28 protein-coding genes are annotated in these 25,085 nt (G+C 53.9%); 15 read left to right on the top strand and 13 right to left on the bottom strand.

Features of this window, described 5'->3' with window-relative positions; translation table 11 throughout:
• The first annotated feature begins 36 nt into the window (after positions 1 to 36).
• From BW956_RS13220 to BW956_RS13190, 8 genes are all read left to right on the top strand, one after another.
• On the top strand, positions 37 to 1,176 hold the full coding sequence (locus tag BW956_RS13220) for a sensor histidine kinase (RefSeq protein ID WP_076463130.1): 1,140 nt from the start codon (positions 37 to 39) through the stop codon (positions 1,174 to 1,176).
• Positions 1,173 to 1,871, top strand: coding sequence for a response regulator (locus BW956_RS13215; RefSeq protein WP_076463129.1), 699 nt, complete (start codon positions 1,173 to 1,175; stop codon positions 1,869 to 1,871). Before BW956_RS13220 ends, BW956_RS13215 begins: the two co-directional genes overlap by 4 nt.
• On the top strand, positions 1,865 to 2,638 hold the full coding sequence (locus BW956_RS13210; protein WP_076463128.1) for a PAS domain-containing protein: 774 nt from the start codon (positions 1,865 to 1,867) through the stop codon (positions 2,636 to 2,638). The genes BW956_RS13215 and BW956_RS13210 overlap by 7 nt, the downstream gene beginning before the upstream one ends.
• A 123-nt stretch (positions 2,639 to 2,761) precedes the next feature.
• Positions 2,762 to 4,135 (top strand): NAD(P)-binding domain-containing protein, encoded by a 1,374-nt coding sequence (locus BW956_RS13205; RefSeq protein ID WP_076463195.1) that lies wholly within the window; start codon positions 2,762 to 2,764, stop codon positions 4,133 to 4,135.
• 44 nt (positions 4,136 to 4,179) lie between these two features.
• Positions 4,180 to 4,536 carry a cupin domain-containing protein gene (locus BW956_RS13200; protein ID WP_076463194.1) on the top strand — a complete coding sequence of 119 codons (357 nt, stop codon included), beginning with the start codon at positions 4,180 to 4,182 and terminating at the stop codon, positions 4,534 to 4,536.
• A gap of 323 nt (positions 4,537 to 4,859) precedes the next feature.
• The gene (locus BW956_RS22915) at positions 4,860 to 5,123 is read left to right on the top strand and encodes a DUF7683 domain-containing protein (protein ID WP_420811651.1); all 264 of its coding nucleotides are present in this window, start codon (positions 4,860 to 4,862) and stop codon (positions 5,121 to 5,123) included.
• 87 nt (positions 5,124 to 5,210) lie between these two features.
• Positions 5,211 to 5,744, top strand: a complete 534-nt coding sequence (locus tag BW956_RS13195) for a DUF6985 domain-containing protein (RefSeq protein ID WP_139327184.1) — start codon at positions 5,211 to 5,213, stop codon at positions 5,742 to 5,744.
• A gap of 30 nt (positions 5,745 to 5,774) precedes the next feature.
• Entirely contained in the window at positions 5,775 to 6,047 is a 273-nt protein-coding gene (locus BW956_RS13190) for a hypothetical protein (protein WP_076463126.1), read from the top strand.
• Positions 6,048 to 6,275: 228 nt separating this feature from the next.
• Here BW956_RS13190 and BW956_RS13185 read toward each other — a convergent pair whose 3' ends face one another.
• From BW956_RS13185 to BW956_RS13155, 7 genes are read right to left on the bottom strand one after another with little or no spacing between them, the layout of a single operon-like run.
• Entirely contained in the window at positions 6,276 to 7,739 is a 1,464-nt protein-coding gene (locus BW956_RS13185) for an NAD-dependent succinate-semialdehyde dehydrogenase (protein WP_076463125.1), read from the bottom strand.
• Between the two features lie 31 nt (positions 7,740 to 7,770).
• Positions 7,771 to 9,405 carry a BCCT family transporter gene (locus tag BW956_RS13180; protein ID WP_076463124.1) on the bottom strand — a complete coding sequence of 545 codons (1,635 nt, stop codon included), beginning with the start codon at positions 9,403 to 9,405 and terminating at the stop codon, positions 7,771 to 7,773.
• Between the two features lie 58 nt (positions 9,406 to 9,463).
• Positions 9,464 to 10,954 carry an aldehyde dehydrogenase gene (locus tag BW956_RS13175; protein WP_076463123.1) on the bottom strand — a complete coding sequence of 497 codons (1,491 nt, stop codon included), beginning with the start codon at positions 10,952 to 10,954 and terminating at the stop codon, positions 9,464 to 9,466.
• Positions 10,955 to 10,968: 14 nt separating this feature from the next.
• Positions 10,969 to 12,000 carry an LLM class flavin-dependent oxidoreductase gene (locus tag BW956_RS13170; protein WP_076463122.1) on the bottom strand — a complete coding sequence of 344 codons (1,032 nt, stop codon included), beginning with the start codon at positions 11,998 to 12,000 and terminating at the stop codon, positions 10,969 to 10,971.
• A complete protein-coding gene (locus BW956_RS13165; protein ID WP_083703064.1) occupies positions 11,997 to 12,905 on the bottom strand; it encodes a flavin reductase family protein in 909 nt (302 codons plus the stop codon). Before BW956_RS13165 ends, BW956_RS13170 begins: the two co-directional genes overlap by 4 nt.
• 12 nt (positions 12,906 to 12,917) lie before the next feature.
• Positions 12,918 to 13,733: an alpha/beta fold hydrolase gene (locus BW956_RS13160; protein ID WP_076463121.1), complete on the bottom strand. Its 816-nt coding sequence runs from the start codon at positions 13,731 to 13,733 to the stop codon at positions 12,918 to 12,920.
• Positions 13,705 to 14,304: an amino acid synthesis family protein gene (locus BW956_RS13155; protein ID WP_076463120.1), complete on the bottom strand. Its 600-nt coding sequence runs from the start codon at positions 14,302 to 14,304 to the stop codon at positions 13,705 to 13,707. Before BW956_RS13155 ends, BW956_RS13160 begins: the two co-directional genes overlap by 29 nt.
• Positions 14,305 to 14,450: 146 nt before the next feature.
• Between BW956_RS13155 and BW956_RS13150 the strand changes: the two genes are divergently transcribed.
• The 6 genes from BW956_RS13150 (at position 14,451) to BW956_RS13125 (ending at position 17,572) form a co-directional block, all read left to right on the top strand.
• Positions 14,451 to 15,113: a GntR family transcriptional regulator gene (locus BW956_RS13150; protein WP_076463119.1), complete on the top strand. Its 663-nt coding sequence runs from the start codon at positions 14,451 to 14,453 to the stop codon at positions 15,111 to 15,113.
• Complete coding sequence (locus tag BW956_RS13145) at positions 15,110 to 15,502, top strand: carboxymuconolactone decarboxylase family protein (RefSeq protein ID WP_010324819.1); 393 nt, start codon at positions 15,110 to 15,112, stop codon at positions 15,500 to 15,502. The genes BW956_RS13150 and BW956_RS13145 overlap by 4 nt, the downstream gene beginning before the upstream one ends.
• A 2-nt stretch (positions 15,503 to 15,504) precedes the next feature.
• A complete protein-coding gene (locus tag BW956_RS13140; protein ID WP_076463118.1) occupies positions 15,505 to 15,819 on the top strand; it encodes a DUF1330 domain-containing protein in 315 nt (104 codons plus the stop codon).
• A gap of 160 nt (positions 15,820 to 15,979) precedes the next feature.
• Positions 15,980 to 16,414 carry a VOC family protein gene (locus tag BW956_RS13135; protein WP_076463117.1) on the top strand — a complete coding sequence of 145 codons (435 nt, stop codon included), beginning with the start codon at positions 15,980 to 15,982 and terminating at the stop codon, positions 16,412 to 16,414.
• A 174-nt stretch (positions 16,415 to 16,588) separates the two neighbouring features.
• Positions 16,589 to 16,948 (top strand): MerR family transcriptional regulator, encoded by a 360-nt coding sequence (locus BW956_RS13130; protein ID WP_244894368.1) that lies wholly within the window; start codon positions 16,589 to 16,591, stop codon positions 16,946 to 16,948.
• A 48-nt stretch (positions 16,949 to 16,996) separates the two neighbouring features.
• Positions 16,997 to 17,572 carry an NAD(P)H-dependent oxidoreductase gene (locus BW956_RS13125; RefSeq protein WP_076463115.1) on the top strand — a complete coding sequence of 192 codons (576 nt, stop codon included), beginning with the start codon at positions 16,997 to 16,999 and terminating at the stop codon, positions 17,570 to 17,572.
• Positions 17,573 to 17,747: 175 nt separating this feature from the next.
• Here BW956_RS13125 and fabG read toward each other — a convergent pair whose 3' ends face one another.
• Genes fabG through BW956_RS13100 form a run of 5 tightly spaced genes read right to left on the bottom strand, consistent with a single transcriptional unit; the run spans position 17,748 to position 21,407 of the window.
• Positions 17,748 to 18,509: a 3-oxoacyl-ACP reductase FabG gene (fabG, locus tag BW956_RS13120; RefSeq protein ID WP_076463114.1), complete on the bottom strand. Its 762-nt coding sequence runs from the start codon at positions 18,507 to 18,509 to the stop codon at positions 17,748 to 17,750.
• A 34-nt stretch (positions 18,510 to 18,543) separates the two neighbouring features.
• On the bottom strand, positions 18,544 to 18,870 hold the full coding sequence (locus BW956_RS13115) for a DMT family transporter (protein WP_076463113.1): 327 nt from the start codon (positions 18,868 to 18,870) through the stop codon (positions 18,544 to 18,546).
• 11 nt (positions 18,871 to 18,881) lie between these two features.
• Complete coding sequence (locus BW956_RS13110) at positions 18,882 to 19,901, bottom strand: heme-dependent oxidative N-demethylase family protein (RefSeq protein WP_076463112.1); 1,020 nt, start codon at positions 19,899 to 19,901, stop codon at positions 18,882 to 18,884.
• Positions 19,902 to 19,911: 10 nt separating this feature from the next.
• The gene (locus tag BW956_RS13105) at positions 19,912 to 20,862 is read right to left on the bottom strand and encodes a PDR/VanB family oxidoreductase (protein ID WP_076463111.1); all 951 of its coding nucleotides are present in this window, start codon (positions 20,860 to 20,862) and stop codon (positions 19,912 to 19,914) included.
• Positions 20,862 to 21,407 carry a dimethylamine monooxygenase subunit DmmA family protein gene (locus BW956_RS13100; protein WP_076463110.1) on the bottom strand — a complete coding sequence of 182 codons (546 nt, stop codon included), beginning with the start codon at positions 21,405 to 21,407 and terminating at the stop codon, positions 20,862 to 20,864. Before BW956_RS13100 ends, BW956_RS13105 begins: the two co-directional genes overlap by 1 nt.
• Before the next feature lie 505 nt (positions 21,408 to 21,912).
• On the opposite strand from BW956_RS13100, the gene BW956_RS13095 reads away from it, so the two are divergent.
• The gene (locus tag BW956_RS13095) at positions 21,913 to 23,052 is read left to right on the top strand and encodes an aminomethyl transferase family protein (RefSeq protein ID WP_010324829.1); all 1,140 of its coding nucleotides are present in this window, start codon (positions 21,913 to 21,915) and stop codon (positions 23,050 to 23,052) included.
• A 316-nt stretch (positions 23,053 to 23,368) separates the two neighbouring features.
• On the opposite strand, the gene BW956_RS13090 is transcribed toward BW956_RS13095, so the two are convergent.
• Positions 23,369 to 24,718, bottom strand: a complete 1,350-nt coding sequence (locus tag BW956_RS13090) for an ammonium transporter (RefSeq protein WP_076463109.1) — start codon at positions 24,716 to 24,718, stop codon at positions 23,369 to 23,371.
• Between the last annotated feature and the right edge of the window lie 367 nt (positions 24,719 to 25,085).

Below are 25,085 nucleotides of genomic sequence, written 5' to 3'. Positions count from 1 at the left end.
CTTCCCGTTAACAACACATTCGCACAGGAGGTTGCTGTGGCTGTCAGTCTCACACGCTGGTTTGGACGCACGCAGGCAGAGGCCGGCGCTGACAAACGACGTTACCGCCCCCAGCGGGAGCTGTTGCACCGGATGACCCTCAGCCTGATTCGCTGTGGTGATGATCTGGATGCCACCCTGCCGGACCTGCTCCGACAGGGTGCAGTCGCATCCGGCTTTTCCCTGCCACTCTGGCTGGCCTGGCGCACCGATCACCAAAGCACCTGGCACCTGAATGGCACCGATGATGCTGCCAGTGCACTTGAGGTCAGCCGGCTCGGATATCAGCTGGATCTGGCCACCCGTGGTGACCGGACGCGCCTGCAAACCCGGGAAACACTGGCCGATTTATCGGTTCAGGGCATCCGTATGCCCGATGGCGAGAGTGGGTTGCAGCTCTGGTTACTGGCACCCACCCCGGATGCGGACAAGGCGGACCATTGGCGTCAGGTGCTCTGTGACCTGGGCCAGGCCATCCGCGAGGGGCTGGACCTCAACCTTGCCCACAGCAACCAGCTACGCCAGCAACGTCAGAGTCTGCAGCAATCCCTGGCCGCCACCTTGCATGATTCCGTCGCCCAGCAGCTCTGTTATCTGTGCCTGCAAACCGGCCGTTTGGAGCAACAGGTCGAACAGCTCCCCAATGACGAAATGCGCGACCGGCTGCATGGACTCAGGCAACAGGCCCGCCAGGCCTATCGGCAAACACGAGAACTGATCAGCAGCTCCCGCATCCGCCTGCACCACAGCCTGGAGAAAGAGCTGCAAACGGCCATCGCCGAATTCGAGCGCCATTCAGGCCTGATGTTCGAGCTCGATAACCGCCTCTGTGACCGCAACCTGCCAGAGGTGATCGCCGTCGAACTGCTGCTTATTCTGCGCGAAGCCCTCAGCAACGCCGTCCGTCATGCCCATGCACAGAAGGTCCGTATCCAGCTTCTGCCGCACGGCGAGAAAGGTATCCACATCCGTATTGAAGACGACGGCCAGGGCCTGCCCAGCGAGCGCAACGCCGACAGTTTCGGGCTTGGCATCATGGAAGAACGCGCCAAACGCATCGGCGCCCATTTCCGCATCGAGTCCCGCGCCGGCCAGGGCACCTGCATTGAACTGATTACAGAGGAGCTCTGCTCATGACACACACGCCGGTAATTCTGGTCGATGACCATCCGCTGTTTCGGCGCGGAGTCGCTGAACTGCTGCAGGATACCGATCACTTTGAAGTGGTCGCGGAATTTGATGGCCCCGCCGGCGTGCTGGAGCATATCCACCGCGCGGCACCGGAATTGGTGCTGCTGGACCTGCAGATGCCGGACAGCAGCGGGCTCGACCTGCTGCAACAGATCAAGCAGTTCAATGTAGATATCCGCGTAGTGATGCTGACCGCCTCCGATGACCCCGTCCACCTTATGGATGCACTGCGTATCGGCGCCGACGGCTATCTGCTCAAGGATACCGCCCCCGACATGATGATCGAACGCCTCAATAACGTGCTGGAAGGGCACGTGGGACTGGATGACGACATGCTGTTGCTGCTGCGTGAAGGGCTGCGCCAGCAGGGCGAGCCTGCCGAAACCACCGCCACACCTGCCGGCGCCAATGTGGTCGCGGATGAACGCTGGTACGAAGTGCTGACCGAACGCGAACGCCAAACGCTGATCTGGATCTCCCGGGGCCTCAGCAACAAGCTGATCGCGCGGGAGCTGGGCATCAGCGACAGCACCGTGAAGGTGTATGTGAAAAGCCTGCTGCGCAAACTCAATCTGCACTCCCGCCTGGAACTGGCGGCCTGGGTACACAACCATCCCCTGCCGGAGAACGAGACATGCTGAGCCGCCTGCTGGCCCGGTCAGCAGAACCGGCGCCTGACCCCATTCCGCTCGACCGGGTACTCGACAGCCTGGATATCGCTGTATTGGTGGTCAACGAACATGGACAGATTCTGGCCGCCAATCAGGGCTGGCAGCGCCTTAAAGGCGACAACTGCAGCACCCTGTTTCATGAGCACCTGCATCCTGGTGATCGCCCTCTATGGCAACAGGCATTGCTGACACAGGAAAGCCCCCTGCAGGCCCGTGTGCTGAGCGCCCAGAGCAACAGTCTCTGGTGCGAGCTGAAACACCAGCCTGTCGACAGCAATACGCTCTGGCCCATCAGTATCACGCTGACCGATATCAGCGACCAGATGTCCCGTTCCCGCCAGCGTGATGCGGACTGGCGCAGCCTCACCCAGCTGGTCAATCAATTACCGGCCATGCTCTATCGCAGCCGCAACAACCGGGACTGGACCATGGCGTTTGTCAGTGCCGGCTCGCTGGAGCTGACCGGTTATCCCCCGGAAGTGCTGACCAACCAGTCCAGCCTCAACTACGGTGACCTGATCCACCCTGAGGACGCTGATCCCGTGTGGGAACAGGTGCAGGATGCACTCAGCCGTGGCGAGCGTTTCGAGCTGCATTACCGCCTGCAGCACGCTGATGGGCGCCTCATCCCCGTGATTGAAAAAGGCCAGGGCATTTATGCCGACAATGGCGCCATTCTGGGCGTTGAAGGCATGGTTCTCACCTTCTCTACCCCCTCCGCACACACCCCAATGTAGCCCCGCGGGGTTACCTTCAACGGGGAATTTTGCCCACAGGATCTCAGGGGTAATTTGGTTATCAACGGCCACCTGATGTGGCCATCGGAATCCCAAAACAGGATTGATGCGGAGATAACCATCATGAAAAAACGCGTAGCCATCATCGGCGCAGGCCCCAGCGGCCTGGCACAGTTACGAGCCTTCCAGTCAGCTGAAGCCAAGGGCGCCGAAATTCCGGAGCTGGTCTGCTTCGAGAAGCAGGATGACTGGGGCGGCATGTGGAACTACACCTGGCGCACTGGCCTGGATGAGAACGGTGAACCGGTACACGGCAGCATGTACCGCTACCTCTGGTCCAACGGCCCTAAAGAGTGCCTGGAATTCGCCGACTACACCTTCGAGGAGCATTTCGGACGTCAGATCGCCTCCTATCCGCCGCGCGAAGTGCTCTGGGACTACATTAAAGGGCGCGTAGACAAGGCCGGCGTGCGCAAATACATCCGCTTTAACACCCCGGTACGCAACATTTCCTACGACGAAACCACCGGCCAGTTCACCGTTGCGGTGCACGACCACAACACCGACACGACCTACAGCGAAGTATTCGACTATGTCGTCTGCGCCAGTGGCCACTTCTCGACCCCCAAGGTGCCCGAGTATGAAGGCTTTAAAACCTTTGGTGGCCGCGTACTGCACGCCCATGACTTCCGCGATGCGCTGGAGTTCAAGGACAAGGATATTCTGATTGTCGGCGCCAGCTACTCGGCCGAAGATATCGGTTCCCAGTGCTATAAATACGGTGCCCGCTCCATCACCAGCTGCTACCGCAGCGAGCCCATGGGCTTCAAATGGCCAGACAACTGGGAAGAAAAGCCGGCGCTGACCCATGTGGATACCGACACTGCCTACTTCAAGGACGGCAGCAGCAAGAAAATCGACGCCATCATCCTCTGCACCGGTTACCTGCACCACTTCCCCTTCCTCGCCGACGACCTGCGCCTTCAGACCGACAACCGCCTCTGGCCGCTGAATCTCTACAAGGGTGTGGTCTGGGAAGACAATCCGCAGTTCTTCTACATCGGCATGCAGGACCAGTGGTACTCCTTCAACATGTTCGACGCCCAGGCCTGGTATGTGCGTGACGTGATTCTGGGCCGTATTGCCCTGCCGTCCAAGGCCGAGATGACCGCCGACAGCCTGAAATGGCGCGAGCAGGAACTGGCATTGGAAACCGCCAAAGAGATGTACGAGTTCCAGGGTGCCTATATTCTGCACCTGATCGAGCAGACCGATTACCCGACCTTCGACATCGACGGCGTCAATCGCACCTTCCTTGAGTGGAAACAGCACAAGAAGGACAACATCATGACCTTCCGTGACCACTCCTATGCCTCACTGATGACCGGCACCATGGCGCCCCCGCACCATACCCCCTGGCTGGATGCGCTGGACGACTCCATGGAAGCCTACCTGGCCGATGCACCGCTGACCGACGCTGCCCGCAAGGCAGGCTAACTCACCCCATGCCGGCTCCGGCCGGCATCTTTCGAGGACCGATCATGAGTAATGCACCCATTACCCGCCTGCCGAACCGCAAGGCGGAACCGATGACCGACGCCCTGCCGGGCTGGACCGTTGTCGCCGGTGAACCCACCATGACCACCTGGATCGAATACACCGCCGATGACGGCAGCATGATCAGCGGCTGGTGGGAAGCCTCACCCGGCACCTGGCACTCCACCTACGCAAGCTGGGAGTTTATTCACCTGATTGAAGGCTCCGCCATCATCACTCCTGACGGCGGCGAGCCCGTAGAAGTTGGCCCCGGTGATGCCTTTGTAATCGAAAAGGATTTCGTGGGTACCTGGGAGATCACCGCCCCGATCGTGAAGCACTTTACGATCAAGCTGAAATAACCGCTCAACCTTTTAAAGCCCGACCGCCCGGCTTCAGGCCCACACACCTTGGCCGGGCACCCTTAGCTCAGGACATGTCTCGGTTCTCGCCAGCCGTTCCTCCCCACACCGCCCTTATTACTGCCACTTCCGACTGGCAACACACGACAGTTTGGTCCAATATCAAGGCACTATGGATTGACCGTTGCAGGATACAGTGCAGGGTCTAGCACAAAGCACGCAGGCTTTTTTCAATGGAGGAGAATAGCTGTGGCTCGTCATTTATCTTTCCAATACAAGCACTTAGTATTTCTTAGTTGCCTCTACTCGTGAGCAAATTACCTATGGTTATGAATGAAATGGAAGTCATTAGATGCATTGCACAGTATTCGACAGTTTCCGGGCAATTAGTTGAAGAGCACCCTTTAATTGGTTTTAATCTTTTGGCCTTCCAAAAGGAATTATCCGTAAAAGAAAAAACAAACCCTATGTATGAATGTGACTCAATAAATTGTGTTAATACAGGGTTCCTTCGAAAACATTTAGACAATGAGCCAACCTGGGATTTCAAGAGATTTAGATATTTCCTGGAAGCTCTACCCATATAATAAAAGGCTCAAAAGCTTCACTATAGGCTTTAAGAATCGATTTGAAAGCCCCGTATATACTGGGCCTTCGACTTTAAGGGACTCAAAATGTACAACACTGATGCTCCGCCGTATCCAGAAATAAATTTTGATGAATACTGCATATACACATCCATCAAGTCAGATGGATTTTCCGGGCTTAATGTTCGAAACGGCCCCTATGGCGCACTTTCCAGCTGCGAACCATCAGACGGCACCGTACACTATTCTGGCGACAAGGATATGGGTACGGAGACCTTCCTTACCGAATCCAAATGGGTCAGTGACCATGCCGTTGAAATTCTTGATGCGGCGTTATCTGCAATGGTCGACCAGTATTGGGAAAACCGTGAGTACGTTCTTGAATGCCTCGTCGATGAAGACCCCAGTGAAGTGGTCCCGGAAATATCTGCTCCCCAAGATCTAAAGAGTCTATGCGGCATAGTTGCAGTTCACATTAATACCCCCGATGACTCAGGCAACCACAGATTCGGAATTGAATTTGGGTGTAACTGGGAAGATGAACATGGCGCAGGTGTCAGGTTTAAAAACCTGATAGCAATCGAAGATGGACATGCGTCAGAAGCATTCGATTTTCGATGAAATAAAATAATTCAGTGAAAGGAATAAATCATGAGCAATGACGTAAAGCCAATCCCAGTAGTCATTCTTGGAGCAATATCTTCACTTTTTCTTATTTTAACCCTTTTATATATTCTGATTGCAGGGTTTGATGCAATTTCGACCGTCATTCTGGTTTCAGCATTCAGCGGACTAGCTATTCCAGCCGTAATTTATGCAGATGGAGCGATTGAATGTGTCACGGGAGTCTTCGAAATGTTTGCAGAAGGTATTTCTGCAATATTTTCAGGAATATTGGACGCAATAGGTTCGCTATTTGGGTGAAGCAACACCTGGCCACTGGCAAGTACATCAGCCAGACCAACTACCGATTTGGCCTACTGGCTCTGGTATAAATAATTGGGAAAGCATTGAGCTTTTTGCTGTTCGGTCACAAACAACAAATTGTAAAGCGGCTTTAAAGCAAAAACCCTGAGCGACTTGGGTCGCTCAGGGTTTATTGCCGTACATACCCTTCAGAAGTCAGTATGCGTTTCTATTGGATAGATACCCTCAGGATTCAATATCACCCATACAGATGTATTTCAGCTCCGTGTAATCCTCCAGGCCGTATTTAGAACCTTCTCGTCCCTGACCAGACTCTTTCACACCACCAAAGGGGATCATCTCGGAACTGATTCCGGTTTCGTTGACTCCCACCATCCCGTACTCCAAACGCTCACTGACCCTCCATATTCTGGATGGATCTTTAGTGAACACATACGCAGCAAGGCCAAACTCGGTATCGTTTGCCATTGCAACGGCTTCAGCCTCATTCTCGAATGAGAATACCGGTGCCACAGGTCCGAATACCTCTTCTTTCGCCAGGCGCATATCGGCCGTGAGATCACGCAGCACAGTCGGTTCATAGAAGTAGCCCTTACCGTTGGCCGGCTTGCCGCCAATACAGACGCCGGCGCCCTTACCAACAGCATCTTTCACCAGGGTATCGACACTGTTAACCGCCTGCCCTGTTATCAACGGCCCTGCTGTGACCGATGCATCAAACCCATCCCCCAGCACAAACTCGGAAACCTTAGCGGTCAGTTTCTCGAGAAAACGCTCATAGATGCTCTGCTGCACCAGTATCCGATTGGCGCAAATACAGGTTTGACCGGCATTACGGTATTTGACGGCAAGCACACCGGCGACGGCCTTATCCAGATCCGCATCCTCAAACACCATCACCGGCGCATTGCCACCCAATTCCATTGATGTGCGTTTAACCCCTCTGGCCGACTGCTCCATCAGGATTTTGCCTACTCGCGTGGAACCGGTGAACGTCACCTTTTTAACCAATGGATGAGACGTCAAAACCTGCCCAATGGCAGCCGCATCCGTGCCCGGTATAACATTAATGAGTCCATCAGGAATGCCGGCTCGCTGCGCCAGCTCCGCCAGAGCCAGCGCAGACAGAGGCGTTTCCGCTGCAGGCTTCAGCACAATGGAACAACCCGCCGCCAACGCCGGGGCTACCTTGCGCGTAATCATGGCAAGTGGAAAGTTCCAGGGTGTGATAGCAGCTACCACACCCACCGGCTGCCTGATGACCAGAGAACGCCGATCTGAAGTGGTCGCGGGCAGAATATCACCGTAGATCCGCTTGGCTTCTTCAGCGAACCATTCGATATAGGAGGCGCCATAGGCGACCTCCCCCCTGGCTTCGCTAAACACCTTGCCCTGTTCGGCAGTCATCAGCGTGGCAAGATCATCCTGGTGCTCCATCACCAGATCAAACCATCTGCGCAGCAAGCTCGACTTTTCCTTCGCAGTGACTGACCGCCACTGCTCCATAGCCTGCTGGGCTGCATCAACAGCACGTTGCGCGTCCTCTGCGCCCAGGTTTGCAACCCTTGCCAAGGGTTGAGTGGTGGAGGGGTTTTCAACCTCAAAGGTTGTCAGCCCCTCAACCCATTGCCCGTTGATGAGCCCTTTCGTTTTGACCAGTGAAGGGTCTCGGAGCATCTCTGCAATCATTGTGTACACCTGTTAAAAGCCATATTTAGCATTAGTCAGCTAAAGCAGCCTCGCCTTCAGCAAGCTTGCTCGTCACGACGTCAGTGGATACAACGGGCTTTGCCAGATCATTGGCATTGTAGGTAATCCCACTCCGCTCATCTTGAAAGCCTTTAACAAGCGCCCAGCACATGAATGTCAGCACCACAGAGAATGGAAGTGCAGCAATAATGGTGGCCGTCTTCAGCGCATCGAGACCGCCGGCTAACAATAGCGCCAAAGCAACACCGCCAAGCCCCAGGCCCCAGATAATGCGTAAAGACCGGGCCGGGTGAGTATCCCCCTGAGACACAATGGTGCAAATGACCAGCGTGCCCGAATCCGCAGAGGTAACAAACCAGGTCACAATCAGCAGTGTCGACAGCACAGCCATCGCCTGGGTCATAGAATCCACACCAATGGCTTCGATGGTGCTGTAAAGCGACAGGGTAATGTTTTCGTTAACCACCTGAGTAAGATGCCCGGCATTCAGCAACTCAATGTTAAGCGCCGTACCACCAAAGACAATGATCCAGAGAAACCCGCCCAACGGCGGCATAACCAGGGCCGTGAGCAAAAACTGACGTACGGTACGACCACGTGAAATACGGGCAATGAACATACCGACCAGCGGGCCCCAGGACAGCCACCAGCCCCAGTAGAAGATGGTCCACCAGCCCTGCCATTGACGCTCAGCATCCAGGTCAACCCAGAACCCCATCGGGATAAAGGTGGCCACATAATCCCCCAGAGAGGAAACCGTCAGATCCATCAGAAATACGGTGGGTCCTGCAAATACAAAGAATGCAATAAGCACCAGACTCAGGCGGATATTCCAGATACTCAGTATTTTAATACCGCGCCCAACACCTGAAATAGCCGACAGTGTGGCAACAACCGACACAAATGCGATCAGAATAACTTGCGTGGTCGTGGAAACGGGCACACCAAATAAATAGTTCAGCCCGGCATTCATTTGCGAAACGCCCAGACCCAGTGTGGTTGCGGTACCGAACAGCGTGCTGAAGATTGCCAACAAGTCGACAGCGTGACCGATAGGTCCATAAATTTTATCACCCAGTAAAGGGTAAAGACCGGAGCGAACCGTTAATGGAAGACCGCGACGGTAGCAGAAATAGGCAAGACACAAGCCCACCAGAATATAAACCGCCCAACCATGCAGCCCCCAATGGAACATGGTGATTTTAACCGCCATACGCGCAGCACTTTCGGTGGCGGCCTCTATGCCATTCATATCCAGGAAAGGGTTCCCCTGAAAATGCATCAGGGGTTCACCAATACTCCAAAAGAGCAGGCCTGTACCGATGGCACAGCTGAATAGCATTGAAAACCATGCCACAAACCCGAACTCGGGCTTTTCATCATCGTTGCCTAAACGAATATCACCGTAGCGGCTAAATGCTACCCAGACAGAAAACCCCAGAACGGCGCTGACAATGACCACGTAGTACCAGCTGAGATTGTGAAGAATCCAACTATTGAAGCCACTGAAAATTTCGTTGGAAAGTTCGACGTTAAGCACTGTGAATAGTACAAACGCCGCTACCATCAAAATGGAGCAGTAGCTCATGAATGTGCTTTTTCCGGCATCAGGAACACCGGATAAAGCTCTTGTGCTGGGTTTCATAAAAACTCCTAAGCATCAAAAATAGCCGAAGCTGTTATTTTTATTGTTGAGCAACCCGTTATCGCATTACGAACGGATTACCCATGGGTTCACTGGAGGTATTAATCCAGGTGGTTCTCACGCGTATATAGTCCTGAATCGCCTGGATACCTGCTTCACGCCCGTACCCTGACTGATTGACACCACCAAAAGGAGCAACCGGCGAGATTGCGCGGTAGGTGTTCACCCAGCAGATGCCGGATTTGATTTGCTGAGACACACGCAGAGCTTTTGACAGGTTTTCAGTGAATACACCTGACCCAAGACCAAACTCGGAATCATTAGCCAGCGCAATCGCCTCTTCTTCGGTGTCAAAGCATGCGATCGACATCACCGGCCCAAACAACTCGGCTTTCAGAGTTAGGGTCTCGAAATCAGGACATTCAACAATGGTGGGGGCGAAATAGTGTTCTGAGCCCAACTCAGCCAGGCGATGTCCACCAGCCAGTACCGACGCACCCTGCTCTTTCGCTTTGAGCAGTGCCGCTTCTATGCCTTCAACCTGTGCCATTGTGCAGAGCGGACCGATATGAGAAGTGCTGTCCAGAGGGTTACCGACCCGGATTTCAGCCGTGGCCTTCAGAAGACGACTGACCAACTCCTTGTACAGCCCACGCTGAATATACACTCGCGAGCCCGCGACACAGGACTGACCTGAAGCACCAAAGTTACCGGCCAGAATCCCGTTGGTCGCACTTTCGAGATCAGCATCCTCGAATACCAGAATGGGTGACTTGCCGCCCAGCTCAAGGGATGTGACCGCGAAGTTTTCGGCCGTATTACGAACAACATGCTTCGCTGTTTCAGGTCCACCGGTAAAGGCCAGACGATCAATATCCGGGTGTGATGTCAGCGGAATGGCACAGCCGACGGCATCACCGGTAATCACTGACACCACGCCTTTCGGGAAGCCTGCCTGCTCAATCAAGCGAGCGAACTCCAGAATGGCAACAGGTGCAATCTCAGATGCCTTGATAATGACCGAACAACCAGCGGCCAAGGCCGGAGCCAGCTTGGTGGCGGTCAGGAACATCTGGGCGTTCCAGGGCACTACCGCCGCAACGACGCCGATGGGCTCAGGCTTTGTGAACACATGCATATCAGCCTTATCGATAGGCAGTGTGTGGCCTTCGATTTTATCGGCGAGCCCTGCGTAGTATCGATAATACTGGGCGACGTATCGGGCCTGCGACTGGGTTTCAGCCGCCAGCTTACCGCTGTCACTGGTTTCTACAGCTCCAAGTGCCGCAGAGTTTTCTTCCAGCAGGTCAGCTAAACGATTCAGCAACACGCCTCGCTCTGAGGGTGTGATACCGGCCCACTGCGGATCACTGAGAGAGCGACGGGCCGCTTTTACGGCACGTTCAACATCTTCAGGTTCGGCACAAGCAAAAGTGGCCCAGGCATCACCCGTTGCCGGATTAATCGTCGGCATTTTCTTGTTTGCTGCGCCTTCAACCCACTCACCATCAATGAACAGCTTATAGTGGGGCAGATTTAAATCAGACATAAGGATCCCATCCATTAATTAAAAGCAGGCATCACTTCATCAATAAAACGACGCAGCGACGTTTCTTTTTCCTGGCGTGTCATGCCTGAATCACTCCAGTAAGCGAACTCGTCATAGCCCAGGTCTTCATAGTGCTTAAGACGATCAATAATCTGCTGAGGTGTACCTATCATCAGATCATTGCGGATAGCTTCGCGCTTATAGAACGGGTGCTCATCAATTTCTTTTTGTGAAAGAGGCTGAATAAGACCCTGACTGATCGGGCGCTCATTTTTGAACCAGGCACCGAAGTAGCAGTAAAACTCATGCAGTTTTCGAGCAGCCTGGTCCAGCTCAGTCGGATTGTCTGAAACGAAGGCGTGCTGGAGGATCATGATCTTGGTGCGCTTATCATGCTTTTCGCAGGCTTCGTTATATTTGGAGATCAATGCTTCTACTTCTTCCAGCCCTTGCCACAGCGGCGTGACCTGCACATTGCAGCCGTTGCTGATAGCAAATTCATGGCTGTTAATATCGCGGGCGGCTACCCAAATCGGAGGGCCATCTTCAGTTAATGGCTTGGGCGATGATGTGGTTTTCGGGAAGTTGTAATGCTTGCCTTCCTGGGTGTGGTCACCTTTCCAGAGACCTTTAATGGCAGGCACCATTTCACGCAGGCACTCACCCGCGCCCCAGGCATCCATACCCGGCACCATACGTTCATATTCAAATGAGTATGCGCCTCGCGCGATACCCAGATCCAGACGACCACCCGTAATGATATCCGTCATGGCCGCTTCGCCGGCCAGTTTTATCGGGTGCCAATAGGGGGCCACAACTGTCCCTGTCCCCAGGCGAACATTCTTCGTCTGATGGGCAAGATCGATCAGGTTGAGGAAAGGGTTCGGTGCGATGGTGAAGTCCATACCATGGTGCTCACCGGTCCAGACTGTACACATGCCACCTTCATCAGCAATTTTGCATAATGAAATAAATTCGTCGTACAGATCCTGCTGTTTCTGCTGTTCGTCCACGCGCTCCATGTGAGCAAAGAGTGAAAATTTCATCGCACATCCCCTTTTGTTTCATCCCCAAAGTACAGACGGAAAACGCCATTCTGCTTTTCATTGACCAGACGACCGACCATTGATTGAAGATCGGATGACGCAAAATTCAGGTCTGCCAACTCTTCAAATGGCACATATTCATACTGCTGGTGATCAGACTCTTTAGCGCTTTCAACCCGGTAAAACGCAATGAAGCCGCCGGTTGTGGCTTTCTCATACACGGAAAACACCTGGCCTACTTCACTCTCGGGCTCTATTTCTTTGACAAAGGAGGCGAGTGTTTCGTGTGAGCTTTGCCCTTTCGTCATGTCTGCAACAGGCAGGATGTAGCCCTGGTCTGTTTTCTGCACGAGCAGCTTGTCGTTACACTCAATCAAGGCACCCACCTGAGCCGATGACTGCAGTGCAACTTCTTCCGCCTTGTGCTCCATTCCCAGACTGAAATAACCACCCTTGGCATATCCCAAACCCAGTTTTTCTGTCGTTGCGAAGGCTTCCACCTTGCCTACAAGAAGGAGGTGATCCCCAGCGGGAACCTTCTGGAAAGCCGAACATGAGAAATGCGTTACCGCTCCATCAATCAGCGGCGTACCAAATTCGTCGGCTGTCCAGGACACTTCAGAAAAGCGGTCGCCTGAGGAGCCTGCAAAGGTGTTGGAAGCATGCTGCTGCTCTTCGGCAAGAATGCTGACAGCAAAGTGTTCGCATTGCTCGAATACATCAAAACTGGAGAGCTTGTTGGCTGGACATACCAGCAACAGCGGCGGATCCATTGATACTGAGGTAAACGAGTTCGCTGTAAAGCCTACTTGCTCTCCCGTCTTGCTCACGGCAGTTACCACCGTGACGCCCGTCATAAAGGAACCAAACGCGTTACGCAGCTCTCTGGGGTCAAAGGTATTCACAGGAATATCTCCTTAGTTCCGGTCAAAACAGCGCTGACCGAAATCTTTTATTATTGGATTTATCTCTACGGAGTGAGTTAAAGGGGCCATGTGGCGAGACGCCTGAACGATATAGCTCTCGCCTTCAGGACATAGTCTTGCCATGGATTTGGACATATCAGGCGTTGAGTTCGGATCTCCCTCTCCCGTCAGGAACAGCGCCGGAACAGACAGATTTTCAAGATCACGATCTGAAGGGCCATCATTGAAACAGAAGACTTCATAAGCCTGTCGATAACCATCAAGGGAAGCATGACTCAGCCATTCACGACACATGCGTGCATGTTGTTCATCATCACCCTGTAAGGGGAAATCAAACCAGCGCTTAACCGGAGCCGTTACATTTTCAGCCGTAATACTCTCCTTGATCTGCTGAACGCGGCTAAAGACCGCCTGCTTGGCAGCATCCGACCGCCGGTAAACCGAATTCAGCGCCGCCACACCTGCACATTGTTGGGGATAACGAATGGCAAAGTTCAGCGCGATCATAGATCCCATTGAGTGCCCGGCAATCAGCACGGGTGCCTGCACGACTTCGTCAATCCATGCAGCAACGGCGTCGGTATAGGTCGGGATATCAAGGCACTCTGCCATGATGTCACTCTCACCATGACCCGGCATATCCACGGCATACACCGTGAAGAACTTCGACAAGCCTTCGACCTGGTGTACCCATGCTTCCAGGCGCAAGCCTACGCCGTGGATGAGAACCAGAGACGGCCCTTGTCCTGTTCGGGTATAGGCAAGCCCTGAACGGGACTTAAACCGCGGCAGGGTTATCGACGTCATGCCCAAGCTCCTGAAGTTCCTGATAACGGTCGCCAATACGGTGATGCGGGCGACCACCAGTTGCACCACCAAGAACAACCACAATTTCATCAGCAGCAGGCGCGTCACCGATGTTGAATTGCAGCGTCAAATAGTGGGAACGCTTGCCACCATCATTTTTGTCCATCATCGGAACAGAAATCGGTGCGTTGGCAGGGCCACGGGTGTTTGTGAACGAGAGGAATGATTTAGCCTCTACCGCCTCACGGTAGAAATTGCCAAAGTGCAGCGTATGAATCAGAGCAGAGGCATGCTCGACTTCACCGTTCAGACCTACAACCGCAGCTTTACCGAAAGCTTCGATGTTCTCCGCGCCACCCGCCAGTTCGCAGATGCGCTGCGTCAGTAGTTCTCCCAGTTGCGGACCATACTCACGAACAACCGGTTTCAAGTCATGCACAAAGCGCCCTGCCCAGGGGTTTGTGACGACAGCAGCCACCGCAAACATGCGCAGAGGCCTGTCTGCCTTCTTATAACCCTCAATCAGGGTTTCTTCTTCAAAGCTGACGATTTTGCGTATCTCTAAACTCATTTCCGGATCCCGCCCAAGGTGATAATGATCTTTTTCGTAATATGGTATACCATATGACACAAAGATAATCATACAATCACGACTGAATCAAGTGGTCGCTATGCTAAGATGCAAAACTGGATTCTGATTCAGAGGAACGAAGACACATGCAGAAGGTTGAACGACCCAAAACCTTGAAAGAACACGCCCTCGATTCCCTGCGTGACGCCATCACCAGTAATTCACTGACACCGGGCACTCGCTTAATCGAACGCAACCTGTGTGAAACGCTGGGCGTTAGCCGCACCGTTGTTCGGGAATGTATCCGTCATCTGGAAAGCGAGCACCTGGTTGTGGGTCTTCCCAACGCGGGCTTTGCGGTTGCATCTATCAGTGATGCAGAAGTGAAGGAGATCTACGAGATACGCACCCTGTTGGAATGCATGGCTGTTCGAGAATGCAGCAAAGTCATCACCTCGGAAATCATTCAGAGCCTGTACCAGCTGCATGATCAGATCGCAGATCACTTGGCTAAAGACGATATCAAAACCGCTTTACGCCTCACCAAAGACTTCTATGAATTGATCTTTCACAGCGCAGGTAAGCATGTTGCCTGGGTCTTGGTCGAACAGCTCAACTCTCGCATATCCCGGTTGCGCGCCATGACCCTGAGTTCTGTCGGGCGTAAAACCGCAGGCCCGAAAGACCTGTATGAAATGGTCAAAGCCCTTGAGGAGCACGACCCCGATAAAGCCTGTGCAATCTGTGAGCGTCATCTTAAAGAAGCCTACGAAATCGCATGCCAACTGGAGAAAGGAAACAACTCATGAAAGATGATCTGTTTGAACTTGGTCTACAAAAGCGTAAAGAAACGCTGGGAAAAGACTATGTAGAAAAGAATCTTGAGAAAGCTGACAGCTTTAACCTCCCTTTCCAGGAAGCAATGACAAGCTGGTGTTGGGGATTCGGCTGGGGCGATGACACCATCGATGCCAAAACCCGTTCCATGATGAATCTCACCATGATTGCAGCACTTGGCAAGATGGAAGAATGGGAGCTACACCTCAAAGGCGCCATTTCCAACGGTGTAACCGTGGACGAAGTTCGCTCCATCCTGCATGTGATCGCTATTTACTGTGGCGTACCTCAGGGCGTTGAGTGCTTCCGCATAGCGCGCGCCACTTTGACAGAATTGGGCCTTTTGGAAGCCAAGGGTTAAGTATGAAAGGTTACTGGATCGCCCACGTCACTATTCAGCAAGAAGAAGACTATCAGGCATACCTGGCACTTGCTCCTCAGGCCCTGGCCAAATATGGTGCGAAGATTCTTTCCCGGGGTGAAAACTTCACCCCTCTGGAAGGCTTTGAAGACAATCCTCCACAAAGAGCGGTTGTCTTGGAATTCGAGAGCTATGAACAGGCGCTCGCTTGCTACCACTCCGAGGAATATCAGCAGGCACGGGAAAAGCGCATCCTCTGCTCCGAAGCCCATATTCTGATCTTGCAAGGAATGGAAGACAGTCCTCGACCCGGCTGAACTGAACACCCGAATCGAGCCAACATTCCCATCCGCTTGCAGGTTTGTTAACCAGGGAACGGGGCCGCCCAGCCCCCATCCGACAGATTTCGATTTGTTTTAAGTCACGCCTTACATACACTCAAAGCTGCCATCAAGGCCCAACCAAGTGAGAGTGATTATGAGCAACACACATAACATCCCCCCGTTCCACCTGGCGTTTCCGGTTCGTGATGTCGAAGAAGCCCGCACATTCTACGGCGAAGTACTGGGCTGTACCGAAGGTCGCTGTGCTCCGGGTGAATGGTGCGACTTCAACTTTTACGGTCATCAGATCGTCGCGCACAAGGCGCCGGAGGAATGCGGCTGTGACGCGTATAGCGATGTCGATTCTCACAAGGTCCCGGCACGTCATTTCGGTGTCGTTTTGCCGATGGATGAGTGGCAACAACTGGCTGACCGCCTGACCGGTCTGGGTATCCAGTTCATTATTGAGCCGTATGTACGTTTCAAGGGTGAGGCTGGCGAACAGGCCACCATGTTCTTCATGGACCCCTCTGAAAATGCCATCGAAATCAAGGCGTTTGCGAACATCGAATCACTGTTTGCGAAGTGATTATTCACCCGCCGACCAGCTGTCGGCGGGGTTTCCCGCCTTATGGCAAGGCCGACTGCAGGGCGCTAAACTCTCCTCGATCTTGAAGCACTTTACGATTAAGCTGAAATAACCGCTCAACCGCTTAAAGCGGATTTATTCTCCCGAGCCAACATGCAGGATAAGGACGTTCTAGTGTTCATTAATGAAGCATCAAAACAATCTGGCGCGACTCAACGCGCAATCAGGTTATATGAATCCATCGGGCTCATGCGTGTTAACAGATCAGGAAAGTATCGTGTTTATAGTCAAGAAAACATAAAAACAATAAAAATGATTAAGGAAGCTCAAACTATTGGAATTTCACTTTCCGAAATGGTTGCTTTAAGAAAAAATGAAGAAGATTTTGACTGGAAGCGCGTGAGTGAACTTCTGGTTAAAAAACAAGAATCAGTCGACAATGAAATAAAAGATCTGGAACTAAAAAAGCAGCGCATCATAGATTATCGAATTTCTATTGATAATTGCATTCGAAGCCTTGACTCTGACCTTTAGGTGAGGGTTTAAGCTGCACTTCCTAACCTGCAGGGGAGATGTTGGCTTATGAAAAAAGTACTCGTTATCAATGCAAACCCAAAACCCGGTAGCCTGTGTAAGGCTTTGGCTGAGAAGTATGCGTCTGTTGCAAGAGAGAAGCATACAGTTGAGCAAATCCATATTGGTGATTTGAATTTCGAAATAAGCTTAGACGACGGGTATGATAAGGTTACCGAACTGGAACCGGACCTGGTGGATTTTCAAAAGAAGATTCAATGGTCAGATCATATTGTCATTGTCAGCCCCGTTTGGTGGGGGACAGTACCAGCAAAATTCAAAGGTGCTATTGATAGATCCTTCTTACCCGGCTTTTCATTCGAATACATTGATGGAAAGGCTATGCCAAAACAGTTATTAAAAGGACGAAGCTCTGAAATAATAATCACGCTTGATAGTCCCCCCTTCTGGTATAGATATATTAAAGGGAATGCAATATACAAACAGTTGAACAACTCTATTTTGGATTTCTCCGGCATTAAAAACACGTCATCGACTTATTTCGGACCGGTAATAAATTCCAGCAGCGACAAGAGGAACTCCTGGTTGAAAAAAGTGGCTGTCCTGGCTCAGAAAATACCGTGATTCTAAACTGGGCCAATTGTCCCAGCCAGGGCTCCAGCGCGGGGACTTTTACCCTAAGCAAAGACGGCGTCTTCATCGGAGGACCATTGGTAAAGTGGCTGCGGAGCGAGGAAAACACAAAGCCTTGTCGAGGCGCCCCCTGACAAGGCTTAGAGTCTATCCCCTCAGCTGACGCTTAGCCTACCGCTTCCAGGGACTCCGGCAGAATCTGACCACCATCCACGATCAAGGTCTGCCCCGTGATATAACCGGCTTCGGGCGACGCGAAAAAGGCCGCCGCGTTGCCGATATCCTCCACCTGCCCAAGACGCTTCATCGGGATCGATGCGGCCATCTGGCGCAGGTAATCTTCCCCCATGTCCTCCAGCCCTTCGGTGATGATATTGCCCGGCATTACGGCGTTCACGGTAATTCCGTAACGAGCCAGCTCGATGGAGGCCGTACGAATAAAGCCCAGCTGCCCGGCCTTGCTGGCCCCGTAGTGTGCCCAGCCCGGGAAGCCTGTAACAGGGCCCGTGATTGAGGAGGTCACCACAATACGGCCACAGCTGCTTTTTTTCAGCGCCGGCAGCGCCGCCTGAACACTGTTGAACAGCCCCTTGAGATTGGTATTCATCACCTGGTCCCAATCTTCTTCCGGCATGGTTTCCAGACTGGCCGAGGGGAAGATACCAGCATTGGCACAAAGCACATCCAGCTGACCAAAGGTCTCTGTCACCGTTGCTACCGCCTGATCCAGACTGCTGCGACTGGTGACATCCGCCACCAGTCCCAAATGGCCTTCACCCAGGCTGGTTGCAGCCGCCTGAGCCTGTTCCTGATGACGCGCGGCGATGGCCACGCGATATCCCTTGGCGGCAAAGACCCGCGCAATGCCCAGCCCTATTCCTTTGCTTGCACCCGTTACCAGCACTACAGGTTGATCTGTCTGTGTCATATTTCACCTCTCTTCCATGTTACGCCCTCAGGTATCACACCGCAGTGTCGCCGAATAATTTGAGTCCGGCCACCCCCAACACAATCATGCCGATACAACCGATTCGCACCAGGCCGCCCGGTTCCTGCATGAACAGAATACCCACCACTGCCAGTGCCGAGGCGCCGATGCCGGACCAGACCGCATAAGCGGTGCCCACCGGAATGGTGCGCATCGCCAAGGACAACAGCCCAAGGCTCACCACTATCAATACGGCGGTCACCACCGAAGGCCAGAAGCGGGTAAAGCCATCACTGTACTTGAGGCCGATCGCCCAGAGGCACTCCAGCACTCCGGCGATCAGCAAGTATACCCAGCCCATAGAATCTCCTGTCAGTTGGCCGGATCGTACTGAGACAGCCATTCCACCGCCAGATCGTGATAGCGGCCCAGTCCTTTGTATTCAACCAGTTCAGGCGGCAGTGTTTTCAGTACGCGGTGCATGCGGCGCGCCCAGTCCGGGTTGGTGACCAGATCATCAAAGCTGATCAGGAAGGTGCGGATGCTGAACATCAGAGCGTTGCTGCGCGGCATACGATCCAGTACCTGCAATTCCACACGCAGGTGCACTTTCTCGCCTACATTATCCGCCGTCAAACTGGCTCGATCGGTGCCCCAGTTGGGATAGGTTTCGGGAGACGTATCCATGCGGGCGTTGACAGTGAGGGTCCAGTTCAGACGTCGTACCGGACGGCCGACCGGAATCGCAGTCAGATATTTCAGTGCACGCTCGAACACGCCCATTTCATGCGCCAGCGGCACGGGGCCGTGCCATTCCGAGAAGCTCATGCCGGCATCAAAGGCCAGTGACCAGTCCGCCGGACAGGTAACAATGCCAGCATCCAGAAACAGGTCGCCATCACGCTGATCCAGCAGGGCAAAGTCGCCTTGCAGCTGGCGGCCCATGTATTCCATCGGCGGCAACGGCAAGGTGCTGCTGTCACCAAAGGTGAAGCTGTCCTTGATGTTGAGCAGACGGTTTTCCCAGGTCCACTGATCACCTTCAGTGCTGAGGCTGAAATGCTGTGGATAATCAGCCGCCAGTGACTGCATGCAACGTTCGATCATGTCCCAGCAGGCCAGGTCCATATGCGGCATGGCCAGGCAGCGCTGTGGGTTTTCCTTGAGCACGATATCGCGCTCGGCCATCTCCGATAGATAGTGCTCGTCGATATCCAGCAGGAACTCATATACCGACCCTTCCGGACCCGGCGTGGTATGCGGCTCGATATTCACCGAATAGCGGTATTCATCATCCGGAAACGGAAAGGGAAAACGTGCAATCGCGCCGGGGCTGTTGCTGTAGCTGAAGTCGTCACGAAAGGTCTGTACGGGTTTGGGTGACATGCGCATGACGTCGCTCCTATATATCCAGAGTAAGGTGTTTGCCGGCGGCACGGGAGACGCAGGGCATGATGCAACCGCCGTTGGCTTTCTCATCGGCCGAAAGGAACTCATCGCGGTGTTCCACTGCGCCTTCGATCACGGGCGTTGCACACTGGCCACAGACACCGCCACGGCAGAGGTTGGGCACGGCAATGCCTTCACGTTCCAGCGCTTCCAGCAGGCTTTCATCGGCTGCCACATCCAGGGTTTTGCCGCTGCGGGTCAGCTGGGCCTTGAACGGCTCACCCGGCTCAGGGGCGGCAAAGGCCTCGTAGTGAATAAGGCTTTCCGGCCAGCCCAATGCCTTTGCGGTGCTGCAGACACCTTCAATCAGGGATTCAGGGCCACAGATATACACATGCGTCCCCGGCCCCTGATCGCTCAGCACTGTGCTCAAGTCACACTTGTTCCCCTGCCCCGAGTCATAGCGATGCAAGGCAGAGCCCAGCTGTTGCTGCAGTTGATCCAGATAGGCACCGGTCTGACTGCCCCGATACAGATAGTGCAGCTCGAATTCCGCACCCTGGCGCTTGAGTTCGGGGATATAGGACATGAACGGTGTGATACCCACGCCACCGGCAATCAGCAGATGCTTGCGGGCCGCCATCACGGGGGCGAAGAGGTTCGCCGGCGGCGTGATCGCCAGTTCATCCCCAACGTTGACTTCCCCGTGCATGAAGGAGGAGCCCCCACGAGAGTCCTCCTGCAGACGCACCGCGATGCTGTAACGACGCGGCATGGCTGGATCGCTGCACAGCGAGTAGGCATTGCGAATTTCACGCGCCTCACCGGGCATAATTACCTGCACATGACTGCCGGGTGAAAACGCCGGCAGCTTGCCTTCAATCGCTTCCAGCTTGAACTCTCGAATCAGCGGCGCCACCTGCTCAATGGCCATGACCCGCACGGGTATGCTGTCGATACTCATTACTGCAATACCTCCTGTTCCAGTTGTTCCTCAGGATCTTCGGCATTGATCTGCACGCCCACATAGGCACCGTGCAGACGGGCAAAATGATCCCGCACCAGCAATAAACGCCCACAGCCACTGCAGGTGTGCGGGCTGGACGTCACCCCTTCCATCAGGGTGTAGCAATGGGTGCAGAACAGGCGCCGCGCCTTGGTGACCGGAGGAGCAAGCTGAATCTGCTCATCCACCAGCCCGGCAGACAGGGCCTGATTGCGGATGTCCCACAGAAAACCTTCGCTCCCCGCTACGTACAGACGGGTGGTAACAGGAGCATCACTGAGGACACGCTGCAGGTAACCGGACAGGGAATCAGCCAGCGTACCCGGCGCATTGCCCGGCTCTGCCACCAGCCACTGAGCACCGGATTCCGAGCACTGACGGTATAACGGCTCCAGCAGGTGACCGGCATCGGATTCACTGACGAACAGCTGCAACCCCGCCGACGCCACCAGCTCGGGCGCCACGTATTTTGGACGACTCTTGATGGATGGATCGATCTGCATCACTACTCCTTTTGGGTTACCCAAAATTTATTAGTGGTATAATTTATTTCTTATCAGGAAAAGCAAAACTTCTGCCAAAAAAATAAATTCGATGCATTTCAAAGAGTTAAAAAAATCGTACCCAATAGACAGGCTGATAGGGGCACAGCAACAGTGCATCTCCATGTCTGCGTGACTCAGTTCAGGGCAAACGTCCGTCGACTCCACGTCAAATGCGCCGCATACAGAGCCTGGATAGTGAGTGAGCGGTCAGGCTGGCTCCCCTTCTAAAGACAGAACAGCAGGGAAACGGGCTCACAAAAAAGGGCGTTGACCTAAAACGGGGCGCACTCTGCGCCGTGAATGCTCAGATTCAGATACATGCCACAGCAACAAGGGCCACGAAATATTTTTTCCCCATAGGAATCATCAGCTTGCTTGTGCATGGCCCGAAACTTGCCTTTCCTATCAGGAATAATAATTCCCTTACAGGAATCAAGCCTTATCTAGACGAATGGAGAGAACAATGGCTAATTCATGGCGTATCGCCGCACTGGCTGAAAAACATCGTGCCCTGGGTTCCAACCTGGAAGACTGGAACGGCCTGCCGACGGCCTGGACCTACAGTAAAAGCGGTTACACCCTGGCGGATGAACACGAAGCGATCCGCACCAAGGCAGGCTTGATGGATGTATCAGGTCTGAAGAAGGTGCACTATGTCGGCCCCCACGCCGAGAGCCTGCTGGAGTGGGCTACCACCCGCGATATTTCCAAGCTTTATCCCGGCAAGGCGGTCTACGCGACCATGCTGAATGAAGGGGGCAAGTTCATCGATGATTGCGTTATCTACCGCATGGGTCCCAACTCGTTCATGGTAGTGCACGGTACTGGCGCCGGTTACGAACGCCTGACCCAGGCCGCACTCGGCAAGCAGGTAGCCGTATTATTTGATGACGACATGCATGACCTGTCCCTGCAGGGCCCCACTGCGGTGGATTTCCTCGCCGAACATATCCCCGGCATTCGTGATCTGGCCTACTTCCACCACACCCACGCGCGACTGTTTGGCTGCCCGATCACCATCTCACGCACCGGCTACACCGGCGAGCGCGGTTACGAGATCTTCTGTAAGGCCGCCGACGCCGCCACCATCTGGGACGGTATTCTGGAAGAGGGTAAGGCATTCGGTATTATCCCCTGCTCTTTCACCGCACTGGACTGGCTGCGCACCGAAAGCTATCTGCTGTTCTATCCGTTCGATAACTCCGAGATGTACCCGTTCGAAAATGAACCGGCTGGCGATACCCTTTGGGAACTGGGTCTGGATTTCACCGTTTCCAAGGACAAGACCGAGTTCTGCGGTGCCTACGAGCACTTCCGTCTGCAGGGCAAGGAGCGATTCAAGATTTTCGGTGTATTGCTGGAGGGTAAAGAAGCCGCGGCCGAAGGCGATGAACTCTGGGCCGATGGCAAAAAGGTGGGTGATATCACCTGCGCCATGTACTCACGCCTGACCGACAAGTCCATGGCGATTGCCCGACTGGCCGTTCCTTACGCCGAGCAGGGCACACCCCTTCAGGTCAAAGGCAGCCTTGAGGTATCGGCCATCGCCCATACCCTGCCATTTGATGACCCGGAGAAGAAAAAGCGCACCGCAAAAGGCTAAGTACGCTTTTCAGCGTTGTGCACGCACAGGGGCTGTTCCAGTAACAGCCCCTTTTTTATGCACTGGATCTGAGTAACGCTCAGCAATTACTTCCCTGAACAGCTACTGCAAACCTGGCAGCTGCCGACAGACTCCCATCTCCAAGCTATCCATTCAGCTATCCGTGAACGGCATAGCGGTCTGCCCTTAGATTAAATCGATACCTTCTGGCCAGTATTCACTACTGCTCTGCGGCACCACAGACGTTAAGCATGCTGAGTCCAAAGCTAAAAAAAAGGCCCCTAAGGGCCTTTTGTCTCTGGAGGAGGTTGGAACTCTATTTACTTACAGCCTGGCTGGCCTGGTAGCCAGGAGCCGCCTGGCCCTTGCTGGCAGTACCCGACTTGTCAGAGCCGCTGCTCAGCCCCATGGAGGAGTGGCCCGGGCCGAATTCCGGATAGGCCTGCATGCCGCATTCGCTGACATCCATACCTTCCATCTCTTCTTCTTCGGTGACACGCAGACCCATAACTGCCTTGATGATCAGCAGTACCACGAAGCTGGCTATGAACATCCAGGCGAAGGTTGCGACAGTACCGATCAACTGACCTGTGAAAGTCGCATCATCGTTGCTTAGCATTACTGCGAAGATGCCCCAGATACCGGCAGAGCCGTGTACAGAGATGGCACCGACAGGGTCATCCAGCTTCAGCTTGTCCAAGGTGACAACTGACATCACTACAACCAGACCACCGATGGCACCGATGATGGATGCCAGGCCGGCAGACGGCTGCAGAGGTTCAGCCGTAATGGCCACCAGACCGGCCAAAGCACCGTTGATGGTCATGGTCAGGTCGGTTTTACCGAACAGAGCACGGGCAAACAGGGCCGCGACGATCATGCCAGCAGCCGCAGCGGCGTTGGTGTTCACGAAGATTTTGGCAACGGCGTTGGCTTCTTCAACGTTGGCGATCTTCAGCTCGGAACCGCCGTTAAAGCCGAACCAGCCCATCCACAGGATGAACATGCCCAGAGTCGCCATCGGCAGGTTAGCGCCCGGAATGGCGCGGACTTCGCCGTTCTTGCCGTATTTGCCTTTACGCGGACCGACCAGAATAACTGCAGCCAGGGCAGCCGCAGCACCCGCCATGTGCACAACCACAGAGCCTGCAAAGTCCTGGAAGCCCAGCTGATCCAGGAAGCCGCCACCCCATTTCCAGTAACCTTCAACCGGGTAGATAACCGCAACCATAACGACCGCAAAGGTCAGGAACGGCCAGAGCTTCATACGCTCGGCCACGGCACCGGAGACGATAGACATGGTTGCTGCCGCGAATACGGCCTGGAAGATAAAGTCAGCCATACCGGAGTAGTAAGGTGCATCATCACCACCGGCCACAACAGATTCAGTGGTGTTGTCTGCTCCCAGCAGGAAGTCGATGCCCGGAATCACAGAGCTGACCGGGTTGGCGGGGTACATGATGTTGTAACCCACAAGTAGATAAACCACACAGGCCACGCCGTAGAGCAGCGCGTTCTTGTTCAAGATTTCAACCGTGTTCTTGGCACGTACAAGGCCAGCCTCGAGCATGGCAAAACCCGCTGCCATCCACATCACCAACGCTGTACACATCAAGAAGTAAAACGTATCCAGGGCGTACCCCAGTTCCAGCACCATGCCGTCCATATCGTTCTCCCGAAGGTCGCTTGATTTCCCTGTCAGCTGCGCCCTGTGAGGGCATTGCTGACTTTTATCAAAAGGATATTGAGTTTCCTGACGGGAATAAGCAAAGCGCGGGCCAGATTTGTAACTTATTGTTTGTTAAGGTACAAAAAGCCGGTTCGTCAGTAACAGCCGACAGGGGTGGTCAAAAATAGAGCAGCCTGGAGTGCACGGGGTCCATTGCGGGGCAGGAACTGTCTCTCGCCGTGTGCCGAGATCAGATAACGTTATTGCTCTCACTGTTTATCATTATCAATCGATGCCGTTGCGCAGGATTGAAACCGACGATCCGCAATGCTTTCAACCCCAGAATAGCCTGGCCCAGCGGGTA

This window comes from Marinobacterium stanieri, from assembly GCF_900155945.1.
GTDB classification, from domain to species: Bacteria; Pseudomonadota; Gammaproteobacteria; order Pseudomonadales; family Balneatricaceae; genus Marinobacterium; species Marinobacterium stanieri.
This window is presented reverse-complemented; position numbering and strand designations above follow the sequence as displayed.